Here is an 18,436-nt window from a genome sequence, read left to right as displayed (position 1 = left end):
GTTACTAACGAACGGCTCACCGAAGCTGGGTATGTATCCCTGACCGACTGTTACCTGAAAGCTCGGAACTAAATTAAGGAACCGCCGTATACCGATCGGTACGTACGGTGGTGTGAGAGGACAGGTAGGGAATTAATCCCTACCTTCCTACTCGATCGGACCTTGCCCAGTATGTTCACTCTAAGGGCTGATATATCCGCTTTCCTGTAAGAAGCGTCTCCGGGTAGGCCCTCCCCAAATCCGCGCTGGTGCTGTTTCCTGTTAAAGTTTCCTAAAACAATCGGGGATGGTCTTGTAAAACGTGGTAAAAAAATTATTTTTATGTTTCCTGCGGGCAGTGCGTTATCCCGCCACTGCCGTAAGAGTATAATATTGGATATGCTAAGATTTCAACATAGTGAATATTTATGGGGCTTGGTACTGTTACTGCTTATGCAGTTGGTATTTTTAGGCGTATCTGTCTGGAAGCGCCGCTCCATCAAGAAAATGGGCGACCCCGCCCTGGTGGAGGAAATGTTTTCCGGTTATTCCCGCCGGCTTTTTACCCTTAAGTTTTTACTACTGTTCATCGCATTTTTCTTTGGCGTAGTGGGGCTGGCCAACCTGCAAAAAGGCAGCCGTATGGAAAAGATTACCCGCAAGGGGGTAGACGTGGTCATTGCCCTGGACGTAAGTCGCTCTATGCTGGCTACCGACGTAAAGCCCGACCGGCTTACCCGCGCCAAACAGGTGGTGAGTAAGCTTATGGACAAAATGGAAAACGACCGTGTAGGACTGGTGGTATTTGCGGGCAATGCTTACCTGCAAATGCCCCTCACCGTAGACTATTCTGCGGCTAAGATGTACCTCGGTACCGTAACCCCAGAAATGATACCTACACAGGGCACTGCCATTGCACAGGCCATAAACATTGGTAACGAAGCCTACAACAAAAAAGAACGCAAGCATAAAGCCATGATCATTATTTCCGATGGGGAAGATCATGACGAAAACGCCATCAAAGAAGCCCGTACAGCATTTGATCAAGGCGTGGCCATCAGCACCATTGGCATAGGCTCGCCCACCGGTTCAACCCTGCCCGATCCCGAAAACGGCGATGTAAAGAAAGACCGGGAAGGCAATGTGGTGATCTCCAAATTGAACGAGGAGGAGTTAAAATCCATTGCCGCCGCCGGCAAAGGCATTTACCAGCATTTGGACAATAACAACGACGAGGTGGTAAATACTTTGGCCGCCAAGATAGACAGCATGGAGCAAAAGGAGTTTGGCGAAAATATTTTTACAGACTACAATTCCTATTTTCAATATTTCCTGGTAGTGTGCGTGCTGCTCATCGTCATAGAATTTTTTGTACCGGAAACCCGTGGCCCTAAAAGGACGCAGCCGGAAGAAACCCTAAAACCCATAGCATGACCCGAGTTCTAACAAAATATACATTCCTGTTAAACGCCGCCCTGCTGGTACTGCACATCACTGTGCAGGCACAGACGGGCAATAAATATATCCGCAAAGGCAACGACCTGTATCAAAAACAACAGTTTGCCGACGCAGAAGCCAATTATAAAAAAGCATTGGAAGTAAACGGGAAGTCTGTGGAAGGTAATTACAACCTGGGCAACAGTATGTACTCGCAAAAGCGCTACGACGCCGCCCGCAAGGAATACGACAGCAGCCTGAAACTGGCCGCCACACCCGAGGTGAAAGCAGATGCTAATTATAACATCGGTAATACCTACATGGAAGACAAGAAGTGGGAGGAGAGTATTAAGTCGTATAAAAATTCACTGAAGCTAAATCCCAAGGACGAGGAAGCCCGCTATAACCTGGCCTATGCCCAGGCCATGCTAAAGAAGCAAAACGAAAGCAACAAAGACAATAAAGATAACAAGGATAATAAAGACAAAAAAGATCCCAAAAAGGATCAAAAGAAAGACAAGGATAAGGACCAGCAAAATAAAGACCAGCAGCAAAAAGACCAGGACAAGGATAAGCAGGATAAAGACAAACAAGACGAAAAGCAGCAACCACAGCCCGGCAAGATGGATAAGCAACAGGCAGAACGTATGTTGGAAGCCTTGAGCCAGCAGGAAAAAAACCTGCAGGATAAAATGAAAAAAGTGAAAGGACAACCCGTACAGGTAGAGAAAGATTGGTAGGGAGAAGTAAAACGGGTACCATGTCTGGTACGTCAAAAGATAAAGTAATAAAAAAGCTCCGGTGGCCTGGCCCCGGAGCTTTTTTATTACTGCTGGAGCAACGGTATGCAGGAAACTTATATTCCCTGTTTTAATAATTTCCTTGCATAGCCAGTGTTATGCCGGCACATGCTGTTTGGCAAAACGGATGAAATGTTGGGCTAGTTTATCTTGTTGGCCTTGCAAGTAAATAAAATGGAACTTGCGTACCAGGTTGAAATTCTTTACGGTGAGCAGCTTAAAATCGCCTCCGTCCAGTTCTCGTTTGATGGCTTGCAGGGGCAGGAAGGCCACACAATTGGAGTGGGCCAAATAAGACTTGATGCTCTCTGTGCTACCCATGTACATGGCGATGTTAAGATCGGATGGTTTTAATTTTAGCTGGGTCAGCGCATCCATAATCACTTCCAGCGTGCCGCTGCCGTGTTCGCGCATGAGCAGGGGAATTTGTTTCAGGTCGGCGGCGGTAATTTTGTCGTGCTGGCCGTAAGTATGTTGGGCATTGCCTACCATCACGATCTCGTCTTTGGCCAGCTCCACGTATTTCAGTAACGGATTTTTGGACTTGCCTTCTATAATGCCGAGCTGAATGTTTTTTTCCAGCAGGGCCTGTTCTATTTGTTCGGTATTGCCATTGATCAGGGAAATATTCACCTCCGGGAAGCGCTGGTGAAACTTAGCCAGCAGCGGGGGGATAAAGTATTGTGCAATGGTGGTGCTTGCACCGATGGATAGCAGGCCGCCCTGTGCATTTTTTAGCTGGTTAATATCGTATTCTAAATTACGGTAGGTGGTGAAAATGGTTTCTGCATGGCGTAGCATCAACTGGCCTGCTACGGTAAGTTTAATGCGGTTGCCGATGCGCTCAAAAACCTTTACGCCCAACTGCTGCTCCAGCTCATGTATGTGTTTGGTGACGGCGGGCTGCGAGATAAACAGCTCTTCGGCGGCCTTTGTAAAACTGAGGCGTTTGGCCACGGTATAAAAAACCCTGAGTCTGAAATCGAACATGCCACTAAAGTAATAAAAATAAAACAGGAGCCGTATAGGCTCCTGCAAAGGAAAATATTGACTGCGGAAAGAAGATCGCTTAGCTTTTCTTCTTAGCGTCCTTGTTGGCTTTGTAGCGCATATCGGCAGTACCGTCTTTCTTGGTAGGGCCAGCAGGCGTGGCGGTTGTGCCGCCTTTGTTTTCCTTGAAACGTTTGTCGGGCGTACCGTCTTTTTTCGTGTGTACGGCAGTAGAATCGGACTTGGTTTTAGCAGTTTTCTTTTGCGCATGAACGCTGGACACGGAAAGGGAAACGACCATAACAAGGGTCATTAACGCGGCGAGGATTTTTTTCATGTTGAAAGTATTTTTAGAAATGTACGGATAAATAGAAGTCTTTGTTTAGGCCTGGCCCATCTTTAAGCAATATTTAAGGTGGGTTAATTGGCTTTTTCCACCCACATGCCATGGTCTTTTATCAGCGTTATGAGTTCATCTACAGCCACATCGCTGTTCAAACCGCGTTTTACGATCTCTTTGCCCCGGTATAGGGTGATTTTGCCTACGCCGCTACCCACATATCCGAAATCGGCATCGGCCATTTCGCCGGGACCGTTCACAATGCAGCCCATTATGGCGATTTTCACGCCTTTTAGATGGTGGGTTACTGCTCGGATGCGGGCCGTGGTTTCCTGGAGGTCAAAAAGGGTGCGTCCACAGGAAGGGCAGGAGATATATTCTGTTTTGGAAATGCGGGTACGGGTAGCCTGCAGGATGCCGAAGGCCACATTATTTACCAACGAGGGGCTGCTCACGGCAGTGCCGCGCAGCCACAGGCCGTCGCCAAAGCCGTCTAGCAGCAGGGCGCCGGTTTCTACGGCGAAATGAATCAACTGTTCATCGGAAGTATCGTCGCTGGCGTGGCATTCCAGGATGGCCGGTATGGAAAGTTGATTTTCCTGCAGCCCAATGAGGAAGCGGCGTACTGCCGACATGGCGTGGGCATTGGCAGACCACAGGCTTAGTACCACGGTATCGTCTGCTGCCAGGGCGTGCAGGGCGGCGTCTTCCAGCAGATCATCCACCTTTACCGATACAAAATTAATCCTGGCGGATTTTTTTGCGGCAGTCAGGTATCCCTTCACATCAAACAAGGGCAGGTAGGTATCGGAGTCGCTTACCGTAAGCCAGGCATTGGCGGGTAGTATCACCTTCAGCGTGCCAGGCAGGCCAAAAGAAAGAGGCTGCGTGGTATAGAGGTAATCGGCGGCGGCATCGGCAATGTTCCACTTATCGGTATGGGCGTCGTAGTGATAGCCGATAGCCTGGAGGTGGTTGGGAGCCAGCGTGGCGGCGTCGCTAAAGTGGGCTACTACCACGGGTACTTGTTTGTCTCCTATATTATTCACCGTTCTGGAAGCGCGGCGTTTATATTCGAAAGGGGAGTAGGGTAAGTGTTCTACCGGGTCGATGGGGGATTGCAGGAGGAGGCGGTCGTTATAACGTTTCACCAGGTCGCGGCACACGGGCAGCTCAAACTCGGGGTCTTCCGTGAGGGACACGCGGATGGTGTCGCCCAGGCCATCTTCGAGCAGGGTACCAATGCCTGCGGCAGATTTAATGCGCCCGTCTTCGCCGTCGCCCGCCTCGGTAACCCCCAGGTGTAGGGGGTAGCAATGACCTAGTTCCTGCTGCATAGTGTGTACCAGCAGACGGTAGGCTTGCACCATTACCTGGGGGTTGCTGGATTTCATACTCAACACAATGTTGCGGTAGTCCAGGTCTTCGGCAATGCGCAGGAATTCCATGGCGCTTTCTACCATGCCCATGGGGCTATCACCGTAGCGGCTCATAATGCGGTCGCTCAGGGAGCCATGGTTCGTACCAATGCGCATAGCAGTGCCGTATTCCTTGCAAATATTCACCAGGGGGGTAAAGCGTTCGCGAATGCGGTCTATCTCCTCCTGGTAGGCGGCGTCGGTATATTCTATCAGTTCAAATTTCTTTTTGTCAATGTAATTGCCGGGGTTGATCCTTACCTTTTCAACGATGCGGGCTGCGATCTCAGCAGCATTGGGGGTAAAATGAATGTCGGCCACCAGCGGGGTATTGTAGCCCTGGGTGCGAAGGCCGTTACGGATGTGGAGCAGGTTTTCGGCTTCTTTCTTACTGGGGGCGGTAATGCGCACCAGCTCGGCACCCGCATTTATACAACGGATGGCCTGGGCAATGGTACCTGCCGTATCCATGGTGTCTGTGGTGGTCATGGTTTGTACGCGGATGGGGTGGCCGTTGCCAATAAGCAGGTCGCCCACCTTTACTTCCAGGGTGTGCAAACGTCGATAAGCGGTGAGAGAATTACAATAAAGCTGCATAAAAATTAATCCGGTCTGTGGGGATCAAAGGTAAGAAATGCGGAGATTGGGTGATTGTTAATTGTAGCTGGCGGCCAATAAGAGCCCATAATTCTTTTTAAGGCCCCTTTAATTTAATTGTCATACTAGCATCAACTATTTGATTTACGAGCAGGTATCGGTATAAGCGGCACTAAACCTTCGGGAAGATGTGCTAATTTTGCAAGCGGCAGCCATCAAATACTTATGTTACGTAAAAGTGAAGACATACCTTTTCAGCATTTTCCCTTTACCGGACAAATCAGTTTGTTCAAGCTGGATGGTTTTAAGACCGACATTACCCGCAAGCCTCACCGCCATGCCTTTTATCACCTGCTCTGGTTTACCCAGGCCAGGGGTAAGCATATGGTAGACTTTAAGGAATATGATCAGCAAGACAACACCCTTTTTGTATTACATCCCGGCCAGGTACACCATGTTATGGAAGACCATGGCATGGGGGGCAACAAGGGTTGGGCTATTTCTTTTACGGAGAAATTTTACTTTGCCCGTGCGGAAGACGACCAGTCGCATTTCCAGGGGCTTAACATTCTGCATGACTTTCATCACACTGCCCCCATCCGCCTGAGCGATCATGCCACCAATTCATTTCATGGGCTGGTGCAACTGATGGAGCAGGAGCTGCAATGTTGCCAGTGTAAACGTAATGTAGTAAAACAATACCTCACAGCCTTTCTCACCATTGCCGAGCGGGAGCGCAAGAAACAAATGATGATTGAGGCCGAATGTGCCGAAATGGCCATGAACGATCACCGGACCATATTGCTGCGCCAACTGCTGGAAAAACATTTCCGCCAAGAACACCAGGCCGGATTTTATGCTAGCGAATTTGCCCTTACGCCCAAGCGCCTCAATGAAATAAGCCGGGTAAATACTGGCAAAACGGTGACCGAACTATTGCATGAGCGCCTGATGCTGGAAGCCAAGAGAAACCTGGCCTTCAGCAATGTAAGTGTAAAAGAGATTTGTTATGACCTGGGTTTTGAAGACCCGGCATACTTCAGCCGTTTTTTCAAGCACCATACCGGTGTTACACCGCAGGATTTTAGGGAAAAAATGTTCAAATAGTACAAGCCTTTCCGTTGATGTTCAAATTGTGCAAGACGAGAGGTTCTTTGTCCTAACCAGAAAGAATTAGGCTGGTCTAACTTTGCAATCGATTTTTCACATACCCGAAAGCACACACAGATAGGGATTATTTTAAAACGTATGGACTTCAGGAAACCTATTGGCCTATTGTCGGTTTTTATGGGTGGGCTTATCACCACTGCCAGTGCGCAAGACAGCACTTTAACCTTGCAACAGGCTTTGGAAACCGGCATCCACAACTACCAATCAATTAAAGCCAAAGAAAATTACCAGAAAGCGGCAGCAGCGAATGTAACGGCTATCCGGCGGGAGTATCTCCCTGATCTTAGTTTCCAGGCACAAAATGCTTTTGGTACCGTAAACGGACAGAACGGTCCGTTCGAAGCATATAAGGGCATAACGGTGTCCAGCTCTGGGCCGGCCCTGGCCAGCCAGAACTGGAATGCAGCCTTTGGCGGCATCTATGCGATGAACATCTCCTGGGACTTTATCCAGTTTGGCCGGCAAAAGGCCAAGGTAAATGCCGCCAAATCAGAGGAAGCCATTTATAAGGCCGACCTGGCGCAGGAACAATTTCAGCAGCAGGTGCGCATTGCCGGCGCTTATTTGAACCTCCTGGCATCCCAGCGCTTGCGCAAGTCTATGGAAAGCAATCTCCAGCGCGCACAAGACCTCAAACGCATGATCACTGCAAGGGCCCTCAGCGGCCTGAATCCAGGGGTGGATAGTTCCATAGCCAATTCGGAGGTATCAAAAGCGGAGATTAGTCTGGTAGATGCCATTAATTATGAAGACCAGCAGCAAAACTACCTGGCCCAAATGATGGATGTACCCGCCCGCAACTTTCAACTTGATTCCTTCTTTGTTTCAAAAATACCGGCGGATGTAATGCAGCAACACGCTACAGACCTGAGGCAGCAACCCATTCTCCGTTACTACGATAGTCGTATTCAATACAGCGAAGCAGCCACAGACTACATCCGTAAAAGCATGTTGCCCAAGATTACTGCTATGGGTATTATGCAGACCCGTGGATCTGGCTTTGATTACGACTATAGCGCCTTGCAACCCGGTCATTATAGTTCCGGTTACTGGGATGGTATTCATCCCACCCGCTCTAACTACCTGCTGGGCATTAACGCTTCGTGGACCATTACCGACTGGACACGCACCCATGCACAGGCGCAGCGACAGCACTATACTACGGAAGCATATCGCAATGAATACGCCCTTCAATATAGCGCACTGCAACATCAAATGGATCTGGCCCAACAACAATTACAGAACTCCATGCGGAAGTATGAGCAGGTGCCTTTTGGCCTCAAAGCCAGCAGCGACGCTTATTTGCAGAAAAGCACCCTGTACCAGAACGGCCTTTCCAATATTGCCGATCTTGCGCAGGCCCTGTATAACCTGAACCGCGCCGAAACAGACCGGGATATTGCTTACAACGGCATTTGGCAGGCCTTGCTGTATGAAGCCGCTACGGAAGGCGATATCCAGGGTTTCCTGGGTCGGGTGGCCAGCGTAAGTGCTGCACACTAGTCTTATACTGCATAAACGGAAATACCTGCTACTGCAAAACGCCTACAACGACCTTATCGCCAGTACCGGATTTTAATCATTTGAACCAAGCAGCGAAGTATGAATCTTATTAAATTGGCCCTCCGTAAACCAATCGCCATCATGGTGGCCGTAATTGGTTTACTGTTCTTCGGCCTTTCCGCTTTGCGGGATATTAAAATCGACATTTTCCCCGACCTGAACCTCCCGGCTATTTACGTATCACAGCCTTATGGTGGTATGTCGCCCCAGCAGATGGAAGGGTTTATTGCTACCAACTACCAGAACCTTTTCCTCTATGTAACAGGGGTAAAAGATATTGAGGCCAAGAACATTCAGGGCGTTACCCTGATCAAGATCTCTTTTTATGAGGGCACCAATATGGCGCAGGCTGCGGCAGAAGTAACGGCCATGGCCAACCGTGCGTTTTCGGCCATGCCCAATGGTACCCAGCCGCCTTTTATCATCCGCTTCGATGCCTCAACCCTGCCTATTGGGCAAGTAGCGCTTAGCAGCCCTACCCGTAGTAATAATGAATTGCAGGATCTTGCCATGACAGTGGTACGTCCTTCTTTTAGCCGGGTGGCAGGGCTTACTTCGCCCGCGTCTTTTGGTGGTAACTCCCGTACCGTTGTTATCCATGTAGATCCTGCACTAATGCGTAGCCACCACCTTACCCCCGACCAGGTGGTAGCTGCGGTGAAAGATGCTAATCAGATATCGCCCGCCGGTAACGTACGCATTGGAGACCTTACCTACCTAACCCCTTCCAATACTGTAATCCGTACGGTGAAGGAATTTGAAAACATTCCCCTGGTCGTTGGTGAAGGCCCCACCGTATTTGTACGAGATGTGGCTACTGTAGAAGATGGCGCCGATATTACCTCCAGTTACGCCGTAATCAATGGGAAACGTTCTGTATACCTGCCCGTTATTAAAACAGCAGATGCCTCTACCTGGACGGTGGTGAGCAATCTGAAAAAGGCTTTGCCCGATATTCAAAAACTGCTGCCGGAGGATGTAAAGGCATCGTTTGTGTTTGACCAGAGCGTGTATGTAATTAACTCCGTAAAAAGCCTCGTGAGTGAAGGGGTAATTGGTGCCGTACTAACGGCCATCATGGTACTCATATTCCTGGGGGACCGGCGCAGTGCCTACATCGTTATTATCACCATACCTGTAGCCATTACCATTGGGGTGCTTTGCTTAAAACTGGCGGGGCAAACCATTAACATCATGACGCTGAGCGGCCTTTCACTGGCCATCGGTATTCTGGTGGATGAATCTACGGTGACGATAGAAAATATTCACCAGCACCTGGAAATGGGTAAAACCAAGGCGCAGGCCATTTGGCATGCGTGTCAGGAAATTGCCTTCCCCAAGTTGCTCATTCTCTTATGTATCCTGGCGGTATTTGCCCCATCCTTTATTATGGTGGGTGTACCCCGGGCCATGTTCCTGCCCTTGTCGCTGGCTATTGGCTTCTCCATGATCGCCTCTTATTTGTTATCGCAAACATTGGTACCTATTCTGGCAAACTGGATGTTGAAGGCCGATAAATTTCAGGCCCATAGCAAGCACCATGAGCATGTACATAGCAGCGTGGCCCATAAAAATGATAATTATATTACTGCCGAACTGCGCGACGAAAAAGTACATGAGAAAGAGATTGCGGGTTTCGACAAATTTAAACTCCGCTTCCTGGGCTGGCTCAATGCACTGATGGGCCGCCGCAAAATGGTGATCACCTTGTACTTTATCCTGGTGGGTGGTTTGGTTGTTGGTTTCGTATCCATCATTGGCCGCGACATTTTGCCCAAACTGAATAATGGCCAGTTCCAATTACGCCTCAAAGAACCTACCGGTACCCGCATTGAGCGTACCGAAGTAATGTTGCTAAAAGCCACCGACATCCTCAATAAGCTGGTAGGGCCTGAGAATATCGACATTACCTCTTCCTTTATTGGTACCCACCCATCGTCTTATTCTACGAACCCCATTTACCTCTTTATGGCTACGCCAAACGAAGCCGTAATGCAGGTAAATATGAAGGAGGATTATAAGGTGAATATGGACGAATTTAAGGAAAGGCTTCGCAATGCCATTCATGAACAAATGCCGGAAGTGAAAACCAGCTTTGAACCTATAGATCTTACAGACAAGGTAATGAGCCAAGGCGCCAGCACACCGATAGAAATAGCGGTGATGGGTAAAAACTTTAAAGAAAGCCGGCCTTTTGCAGAGAAGATAATGCGGGAAATGAAGAAGATCCCTTATTTGCGGGATGTGGCCATTAGCCAGCCACTGGACTACCCGGCTATCCGTATTAATATAGACCGTGAACGGGCCGGCCAGTTAGGACTTACCCTAGGAGAAGTATCGCGTTCACTCACCGCGGCAACTTCGTCCAGCCGCTTTACCGAAAAGAATGTATGGCTCGATGAAAAGAATGCCACCTCTTATTTTGTACAGGTATCTGTTCCGGAAAATCAACTGTCAAGTATAGAAGATATGAAAGCTATTCCGTTGAGCAAGGATCACGACCGTCCCACGCTGGGCGATGTGGCAACCCTGCAGCCAGATACGGTGGTTGGCCAATATGATCGTATTGGTGCCGTGCGTATAATTTCTATCGGCGCCAATATTTATAAGAAAGATCTTGGACATGCCAGTGCCGATGTAGAAGCTGCCATTAAACGGGTGGGCGATCCTCCGCGCGGTGTTTCCGTGAACCGGCGTGGCCTTATGACACTGCTCAACGAAACCTTGGACAGTTTGCAAACCGGCCTACTCGTGGCGATCATCGTGATCCTGCTGCTGCTGGCGGCCAACTTCCAATCGTTCCGGGTGGCTTTCGTTATTATCTCTACCATCCCGGCCGTACTGGCGGGGGCGCTGGGCATGCTATTACTAACAGGATCTACGCTAAACCTACAATCTTATATGGGTATCATTATGTCTGTGGGCGTTTCGGTATCTAACTCGGTACTACTGATTACCGGTACTGAAAAGCTGCGCCTGCAAAATCAGGATTCCCTGAAATCGGCGCTGGAAGGTACTTCCATCCGTTTACGCCCCATCCTCATGACCAGTATCGCCATGGTGGCAGGTATGATCCCCATGGCCTCGGGCCTGGGGGAAGCCGGCGACCAAACGGCGCCGCTGGGTCGCGCAGTAATTGGCGGACTTATAGCCAGTACTTTTGCCTCACTCTTCATACTGCCGCTCATCTTTGCATGGGCCCAGCAGAAAGCCTCCGTTAAATCTGTTTCCTTGGATCCGGAAGATACCGAAAGCCAATACTTTGTACCGGGCGCTGAAAAGCTGGCCGACTAAACCAAACCTGATTACACACATTAAGTTATTTGGAAGATATGCATATGCAACACATTAAATCCCTGAGATACACCCTGGTGGCCGCCCTGGCTATGCCCGCAGGCCTCTTGCTGCCCTCCTGCCACACTACGAAGGCTGAGGATGAAAAGAAAACGGACAATACGGTACAGGTAAAAGAAATGTCACTGGAAAAGACCCAACTCGACAACGTGCTGGAACTGCCTGGTGAGATAAAACCTTACCAGTTTGCCGACCTGTATGCCAAGTTCACCAGTTATGTAAAGACAGTGAATGTGGATATGGGTTCCCAAGTAACTACCGGCCAGGTGCTGGCTACGCTGGAAGCGCCGGAAATGAATACCCAACTGCTGGAAGCCCAGTCCCGCCTCCACAATAAGGAGGCCGTGTACCAGGCCAGCCACTCTACCTACGAGCGTATGCTCAAAACCAGCAAGGTGCCCGGTACGGTATCGCCCAATGATCTGGAGATAGCCTTCTCCAAGATGAGTGCAGACAGCGCTGAGCTGCTAAGCGCCCGCTCCTCCCTGCGGGAAGTGCAGGAGTTGCTGAGCTACCTCACCATCCGTGCGCCTTTTAGCGGCATTATCACCCTGCGCAACGTGCATCCAGGCACCTATGTAGGCCCGGCAGGCAAAGGTTCCGACAAGCCTTTGCTGCGCCTGGAAGAACAGCAAAAACTGCGTCTATCTATAGCGGTACCGGAAAGCTATACCGGCAGCCTGCAGGAAGCCAGCCTGGTTCACTTCACCGTGCGTTCATTGCCCGGCGATACTTTTACTGCGAAAGTAAACCGAGTAGCCGGTAGCCTGGATACTAAGCTGCGTGCGGAAATGCTGGAAATGGATATCAATAACAGCAACAAGAAATTATTGCCCGGCATGTATGCCGAAGTACATATAGACTTGCCCGGCAACCATGAAACTTTTGTAGTGCCTAAAAGTGCAGTAATCACCAACTCCGAGCAGGTGTTCGTAATCAAGGTAGTAAACAATAAAGCTGTGTGGGTAAATGTGCGTAAAGGCAATGAATCTAACGGGAAAGTGGAGGTATTCGGCAACCTCAACAATGGCGATGTCATCGTGATCAATGGCAGTGATGAGCTTAAAGAAGGTACGTCCGTGCAGGCAGTTAAAGAGTAATGAAGCTTATGTGTGTGTTTTAACGAAGGGGTGCCTGCGCTGATTTATTGCTATCATCACCACAATCAAAGAAACATTAGCCCGCAGGCGCTTCTTTTATTAGACCAACCTAATTGTATAGAGCAGATTTCCAGATCGTGGGGCGCGAAAGCAGCCTGTGATCTGGATTTTTTTTAGGAAACTAGGGGAGGAATTATAACATGGCAGTAATGTCACTATACCCTAAAAGACAATTTCCAGCCCAGGAACCTGGCGCTGGAAATTTCTTTTTGGAGAAATACTGTGTATAGAAGTGTGTTTATAGAACCATCAACTTAAGCTTTTAGCACGCCCAATGCTTTACCCACTTTGGTAAAGGCAGCAATAGCCCTGTCCAGGTGTTCCTGCTCATGCCCTGCGCTCAATTGTACGCGGATGCGGGCCTGCCCTTTCGGAACCACGGGAAAGAAGAACCCAATTACATAAATGCCCTCCTGTAGCAACTGGTCGGCAAACTGCTGGCTGAGCGGGGCATCGTAGAGCATAACAGGTACAATGGGGTGATTGCCTGGTTTGATATCGAATCCTGCGGCAGTCATCTTCTCCCGGAAATAGGTAGTGTTGTATTCCAGCTTATCGCGTAGCGAGGTGGTGCTGCTCAGCATGTCCAGTACGGCAATAGAAGCACCTACTATGCTGGGGGCCACAGAGTTGGAGAATAAATAGGGGCGGCTGCGCTGGCGTAGTAAATCTATTACTTCTTTGCGACCGGAGGTAAAGCCGCCGGAAGCACCGCCCAGGGCTTTGCCCAATGTGCCAGTAATGATATCGATACGGCCCATTACCCCGCGATATTCATGGGTGCCACGGCCTGTTTTGCCCAGGAAGCCGGAAGAGTGGCTTTCGTCACTCATCACAATGGCGTCGTATTGATCGGCCAGATCGCAGATCTTGTCTAGCTGGGCAATGGTCCCGTCCATGCTAAAACTGCCATCTGTTACAATAATACGGCTGCGGCAGCCGGCTGCTGCTTTAAGCTGGGCTTCCAGGTCATCCATATTATTGTGTTCATAACGGAAGCGCTGGGCCTTGCAAAGCCTTACCCCATCTATGATGGAGGCATGGTTAAGTGCGTCTGAAATAATAGCGTCCTGCTCGCCAAACAGGGGTTCAAATACGCCACCATTGGCATCAAAGGCCGCTGCATACAGGATGGTATCTTCTGTACCCAGGAAAGTAGCGATCTTTTGTTCCAGTTCCCGGTGAATATCCTGGGTGCCGCAGATGAAGCGCACGCTACTCATACCATAGCCATGGGTGTCGATGGCTTCTTTGGCTGCCTTAATTACGGCAGGGTGGGAGCTAAGGCCGAGGTAATTATTGGCACAGAAGTTCAGTACGGTATTGCCGTTCACAGTGATGGTTGCACCTTGATCGGAAGTGATGATTCTTTCTCGCTTGAAGAGACCTGCAGTTTCTATATCGGCAAGGTCTTGGCGGAGGCGTTGGATGAATTTATCGTTCATGTAGCATACTTTTTTGTTCCCGAAAGGGCAAAGTTAGTGCAATAAAAGTAGGGCATAAGGTCACATCGGGTGAAATGACCCTTGTTTTTAGGGGAATTTTGACCCGGGTGTAACATTACGGGTCTATACTTCGTCACACTTTTATCATGCAGGGAAAATTTTACAGTGTGTAAGCATAAGCATGCAGCAAGGATGCAGGAACTTCCAAAAAAGTATGGAAACGGTGATAGAAAGGGGGAAAGTCGCACCTGCGTCTCGTTTATTAAACATTTGTCGGAACTTAGCACTGAAAAAACCCCGCGTTACCGGATGACGGAAAAGGAGTACAATAAATGCGTGGATCTGTATGCCGATAACCTCTTCCGGTTTATTGTCAAAAATCTGGGCCATACCGAAGACGCCCGGGATGTGGTACAGAACGCATTCGAGATATTATGGAAGCACTGCCAGGAAGTGTCCTTTGAAAAGGGGAAGTCTTACCTGTTCACCGTTGGCTATCATAATATGATCGATCATGTACGTAAAGTTAAAAGAATCACTTTGGTCGATAATTTCAAGGAAGATTCCAGCATAGCCGATACCAATGTGCATAATGCCCGCGAAGTGATGGAAAAAGCCTTGGCCCGTCTCAGCGAAGTGCAACGCTCCCTCATCCTCCTTAAAGATTATGAAGGATACAGCTACGAAGAAATTGGAATGATCATGGAGCTAAATCCATCCCAGGTAAAGGTTTACCTGCACCGGGCCCGCCTACATCTGAAAGACTATTTTGTTAAAATTCAGAACGTTATTTAAACTATCATCATATACTAGATCTTGCCAGCAGGTATTAACATATCAAATTACGAAGCATTCTTTCTGCGCTTCATCGACGGCGACCTCGACGCCGCCGAACAGGCTATGTTGCGGCATTTCCTGGAGCAGCACCCCCATCTGCAGCAAGAGCTGCAGGTATGGGAAAGTACCGTAATGACCCCCGATCTTCAAGTAACCTTCCCGCATAAGGACCTGCTATATCGCGGCAGGCCAGCTTTACATGCGGAAAATCAGGAAAGTTACCTGATGAGTTATATGGATAATGAGCTTTCTGCCGCCGACCGAGAAGTGGTGGATGCCTATATAGCCGCTACCCCGGCCGCCCGCGCAGCGCTGGACTTACTGCAAATGACCCGCCTGCAACCGGATATGGACCAAGTATTTCTACCTAAGTCTGAATTATACCGTCATCGCCGCCGCATACTACCGGTATACTGGTGGAGCGTCGGGGCTGCCGCTGTGGTGGCAGGATTACTGGTATTTGTATGGCCTTCGGTCAATAATGGCCATGGAAATGCTTCTCTGCCCATAGCCACCGCACAGGTGCCAGCTGCTGCCAAACCCACCGTGCCTTCCTCACAGGCAGTACCCCCAAAGCCTAAGGCTAATATACTTTCCGGAACAGTCACCACCGCTGGCAGTAGCCAGGTAACAGACGCCGGCACCCATTCCTTGGCTAGCCGCAACGATGCATCCAGCACTAGTAAGGTGGCAACAAGTTCCAGGATCGCTCCTGTTACCACTGCTGCTAACGCTAGCATGGCTGCGGCACCCATTACTAATCATAATAATGAAATAGCGGAAGCCACTAGCCCAGCAACTGCCAGTTCAAGTACGACCAATATCACTCCCTCCACTACTTCAAAAAATGTAAGTGCCGGAACCGAGCCTGCCGTCAATACACCTGCCGTATTAGCCGCTTCCGGCCAGGACTTGCCTGCAGATAAGACACCGGAAATGCTGGCAATTGCCAGCGCAAAAGACCATATCCAGGCTCCTTCCGCTATCCACGGCGAATTGATCGCCTCGGTAGTGGGGACAGGGGATAATAAATTGCTGGATAAAGTAACCAACGTGGCACGATTTTTTGCGAAGAAAAAAGCTAACAATAAATGAGTAAAGTTGTTATTATAAGTAAGCGACTGTTCCCTTACCCTTGTATAAAATGGATAGTTTTAGTCGTACTACTATATGTTGCCGCCACTGTCAAGGCACAGGTAACAACGGATACCATCCAGATAAAGGGACTCGTGATTCTTAAATCCAAAAATAATAATGGGAGAACCAGTTATAAGTTTTATAATGACACATCTTATATCAACAACAAGCTTAAAAAGAATTTGCATACCCGCTGGCTGGTAGTGGATTTGGGGTTTAATAACTATACAGACCGCAGCAACTACGGCGGGGCCAGCTACCTGGCTTATTACCCTGCTACTCCCTACTATTCAGCCAACAAACTGTATGATTATTCCGCACAGGGGCTCAATAATTTTGCCCCCCGTTATGGAAGTTCGCCGCTTACTGCATCAGAATTTAAATTGATTACCGGAAAATCTATAAATGTAAATATCTGGTTATTCATGCAACGGCTCAACCTTGTAAAACACAAGTTGAATCTACAGTATGCCCTGGGTATAGAGATGAACAATTATCGCTTTGCACGGGATATCACGTTTAAACCGGGATACCCCACCACTGTATTTCGCGATAGCGTATCCTTCAGCAAGAATAAAATGTTTGCGGAATACCTGTCTATCCCGCTCATGCTGAACTATACGGCCAATCCGTACAAGCCAAACCGTTCTTTTAAAATAAGCGGTGGCATCATGGGTGGTTACCTGGTAAAAGCCAGAACCAAACAAATTAGCCCGGAAAGAGGGAAAGTTAAGGTAGACGACGATTTTAATCTTAATAAATGGAGACTGTCTGTTACCAGTGAATTGGGCTATGGCCCGCTGAAGCTGTATGGCAACTTTGCATTAACGGCCCTACATGACTACGGTTTATTACAATATCCGTTTTCTGTAGGAATCCGCTTCAATGGGTTTTAGGCCGATGTATAGACCTCCAGGGTATAAAATATCTGCACGTATGAGATCCTTGTTATCATTGTTCCTTTGCGCTGGCCTTATTGTCTGGGCCCATGCCCAAAAGCATATTTACTTTGGCCTCCGGGCTAACCAGCCGGAAGCTTTTATAGCCAGCATGCCCCCTGCTGAGCAGGAATATGTAGTGAACCAGGAGGTAATTACCATAAAGGCCAATAATTATTTGTTTCGCCTACCAACGTTGCACCACAGTCACCTGCGGGTAGCCAGCCAGGATTCTTTGCATAGCCGTCTGCTGTTTAATGGCTTTCGTACGCTATGGCTGCCAGCATTGCAATAAAAAACTGCGCTGCTTTGTAGTAGTAAAACAGCTTCTTCCGCTATAGGTGATTATGCTTATTGCCCGAAATCCACTACTTTTATTCTTCATGAAGGCAAAGCAGCAATACAGCAGATTATTAGCAATCATCCTTATCCTTCTCCCGTGGATCACGGGCATTGCCTGCAACCATCCGCAACGGCCTGCCAATCTTAATACCCACCTTACTTATACACAATACCAGGGCGCTCCGGGCCAACGCAAAAGCATTACCCTGCCCGACAGTTCCGAAGTGATCCTTAACGGAGCTACCACGCTTTATATTCCTAGTAACTTTACGGTTCACCACCGGGAGGTAGTGCTGGATGGTGACGCCTTTTTCGTGATCCATACCTACCCCGATACCCCCTTTCGCGTAGTGACCGACGTACTCACCACCACGGTACGCAACGCCGTTTTCAAAGTAAAAGTGGAACAAAAAGGTGCCAGTGTACAGTTGCTCAGCGGGGAAGCCAAAGTACAAAAGGCTTATGTTTCACACATGGATAATCAGCCCGAGTGGGTGCATGGCGGAGAAATGGTGATGGGCAATTCCAGTATAGACCTTATAGAGCCTGAAACCTGCGATACCACAGCCCTGCTGATGTGGCGCAGCGGCAAACTTACTTTCGAAAAAGAAGCCTTGCCGGCAGCTCTCCGCGTGCTGGCAGACTGGTATAATACCGATATTAACTGGGAAGGAAATATTCCACTTTCCAAAACTATAACCGGTACCTGGGATAATGAGTCCCTGCCGCAAATCCTGGACAAGCTTGGTCCAGAGCAAGGGTTTACCTACCAAATAAAAAAGAATACCGTAAACATCTTGATGAAATAAGTTCCCCCCAAAGCATAATTGTGCCCAGCCGCTTATTCTTTTCCAAAGCAACTCAGCTTGTTTTAACATTTTGTTGGATAGGCATCATTTATATTTGGCTGCTAATTCCAAAAATAACCA

At 48.8% G+C, this 18,436-nt stretch carries 15 protein-coding genes; 11 read left to right on the top strand and 4 right to left on the bottom strand.

Features of this window, described 5'->3' with window-relative positions:
* The first annotated feature begins 378 nt into the window (after positions 1-378).
* Both GA0116948_RS18275 and GA0116948_RS18270 read left to right on the top strand, forming a co-directional pair.
* Positions 379-1,413, top strand: coding sequence for a VWA domain-containing protein (locus tag GA0116948_RS18275; protein ID WP_089714893.1), 1,035 nt, complete (start codon positions 379-381; stop codon positions 1,411-1,413).
* Positions 1,410-2,156 (top strand): tetratricopeptide repeat protein, encoded by a 747-nt coding sequence (locus tag GA0116948_RS18270; RefSeq protein ID WP_089714870.1) that lies wholly within the window; start codon positions 1,410-1,412, stop codon positions 2,154-2,156. Before GA0116948_RS18275 ends, GA0116948_RS18270 begins: the two co-directional genes overlap by 4 nt.
* 156 nt (positions 2,157-2,312) lie before the next feature.
* Here GA0116948_RS18270 and GA0116948_RS18265 read toward each other — a convergent pair whose 3' ends face one another.
* The 3 genes from GA0116948_RS18265 to ispG form a co-directional block, all read right to left on the bottom strand.
* Positions 2,313-3,206: a LysR family transcriptional regulator gene (locus GA0116948_RS18265; RefSeq protein WP_089714891.1), complete on the bottom strand. Its 894-nt coding sequence runs from the start codon at positions 3,204-3,206 to the stop codon at positions 2,313-2,315.
* A gap of 79 nt (positions 3,207-3,285) precedes the next feature.
* Complete coding sequence (locus tag GA0116948_RS18260) at positions 3,286-3,543, bottom strand: hypothetical protein (RefSeq protein WP_089714868.1); 258 nt, start codon at positions 3,541-3,543, stop codon at positions 3,286-3,288.
* Positions 3,544-3,626: 83 nt separating this feature from the next.
* Complete coding sequence (ispG, locus tag GA0116948_RS18255; protein WP_089714866.1) at positions 3,627-5,561, bottom strand: (E)-4-hydroxy-3-methylbut-2-enyl-diphosphate synthase; 1,935 nt, start codon at positions 5,559-5,561, stop codon at positions 3,627-3,629.
* A 225-nt stretch (positions 5,562-5,786) separates the two neighbouring features.
* Between ispG and GA0116948_RS18250 the strand changes: the two genes are divergently transcribed.
* The 4 genes from GA0116948_RS18250 (at position 5,787) to GA0116948_RS18235 (ending at position 12,748) form a co-directional block, all read left to right on the top strand.
* On the top strand, positions 5,787-6,668 hold the full coding sequence (locus tag GA0116948_RS18250) for a helix-turn-helix domain-containing protein (RefSeq protein WP_089714864.1): 882 nt from the start codon (positions 5,787-5,789) through the stop codon (positions 6,666-6,668).
* 141 nt (positions 6,669-6,809) lie between these two features.
* Positions 6,810-8,234 carry a TolC family protein gene (locus GA0116948_RS18245; RefSeq protein WP_089714862.1) on the top strand — a complete coding sequence of 475 codons (1,425 nt, stop codon included), beginning with the start codon at positions 6,810-6,812 and terminating at the stop codon, positions 8,232-8,234.
* Between the two features lie 99 nt (positions 8,235-8,333).
* Complete coding sequence (locus GA0116948_RS18240; protein ID WP_089714860.1) at positions 8,334-11,588, top strand: efflux RND transporter permease subunit; 3,255 nt, start codon at positions 8,334-8,336, stop codon at positions 11,586-11,588.
* A 44-nt stretch (positions 11,589-11,632) separates the two neighbouring features.
* Positions 11,633-12,748, top strand: a complete 1,116-nt coding sequence (locus tag GA0116948_RS18235) for an efflux RND transporter periplasmic adaptor subunit (RefSeq protein ID WP_205686176.1) — start codon at positions 11,633-11,635, stop codon at positions 12,746-12,748.
* Between the two features lie 314 nt (positions 12,749-13,062).
* Here GA0116948_RS18235 and kbl read toward each other — a convergent pair whose 3' ends face one another.
* Positions 13,063-14,253, bottom strand: a complete 1,191-nt coding sequence (gene kbl, locus GA0116948_RS18230) for a glycine C-acetyltransferase (protein ID WP_089714859.1) — start codon at positions 14,251-14,253, stop codon at positions 13,063-13,065.
* Positions 14,254-14,562: 309 nt separating this feature from the next.
* On the opposite strand from kbl, the gene GA0116948_RS18225 reads away from it, so the two are divergent.
* From GA0116948_RS18225 to GA0116948_RS18205, 5 genes are all read left to right on the top strand, one after another.
* Positions 14,563-15,048: an RNA polymerase sigma factor gene (locus tag GA0116948_RS18225; protein WP_089714888.1), complete on the top strand. Its 486-nt coding sequence runs from the start codon at positions 14,563-14,565 to the stop codon at positions 15,046-15,048.
* A 21-nt stretch (positions 15,049-15,069) separates the two neighbouring features.
* Positions 15,070-16,185: an anti-sigma factor gene (locus GA0116948_RS18220; RefSeq protein WP_089714857.1), complete on the top strand. Its 1,116-nt coding sequence runs from the start codon at positions 15,070-15,072 to the stop codon at positions 16,183-16,185.
* The gene (locus tag GA0116948_RS18215; protein WP_089714855.1) at positions 16,182-17,123 is read left to right on the top strand and encodes an outer membrane beta-barrel protein; all 942 of its coding nucleotides are present in this window, start codon (positions 16,182-16,184) and stop codon (positions 17,121-17,123) included. Before GA0116948_RS18220 ends, GA0116948_RS18215 begins: the two co-directional genes overlap by 4 nt.
* Positions 17,124-17,163: 40 nt before the next feature.
* On the top strand, positions 17,164-17,460 hold the full coding sequence (locus GA0116948_RS18210) for a hypothetical protein (RefSeq protein ID WP_123891863.1): 297 nt from the start codon (positions 17,164-17,166) through the stop codon (positions 17,458-17,460).
* A gap of 88 nt (positions 17,461-17,548) precedes the next feature.
* Entirely contained in the window at positions 17,549-18,316 is a 768-nt protein-coding gene (locus GA0116948_RS18205; RefSeq protein ID WP_165798527.1) for a FecR family protein, read from the top strand.
* The last annotated feature ends 120 nt before the right edge of the window (positions 18,317-18,436 follow it).

The organism is Chitinophaga costaii (genome assembly GCF_900094705.1).
Taxonomy (GTDB): Bacteria; Bacteroidota; Bacteroidia; order Chitinophagales; family Chitinophagaceae; genus Chitinophaga; species Chitinophaga costaii.
The sequence above is the reverse complement of the archived record's forward strand: the minus strand, read 5'-3'. Positions and strand labels throughout refer to the sequence as shown.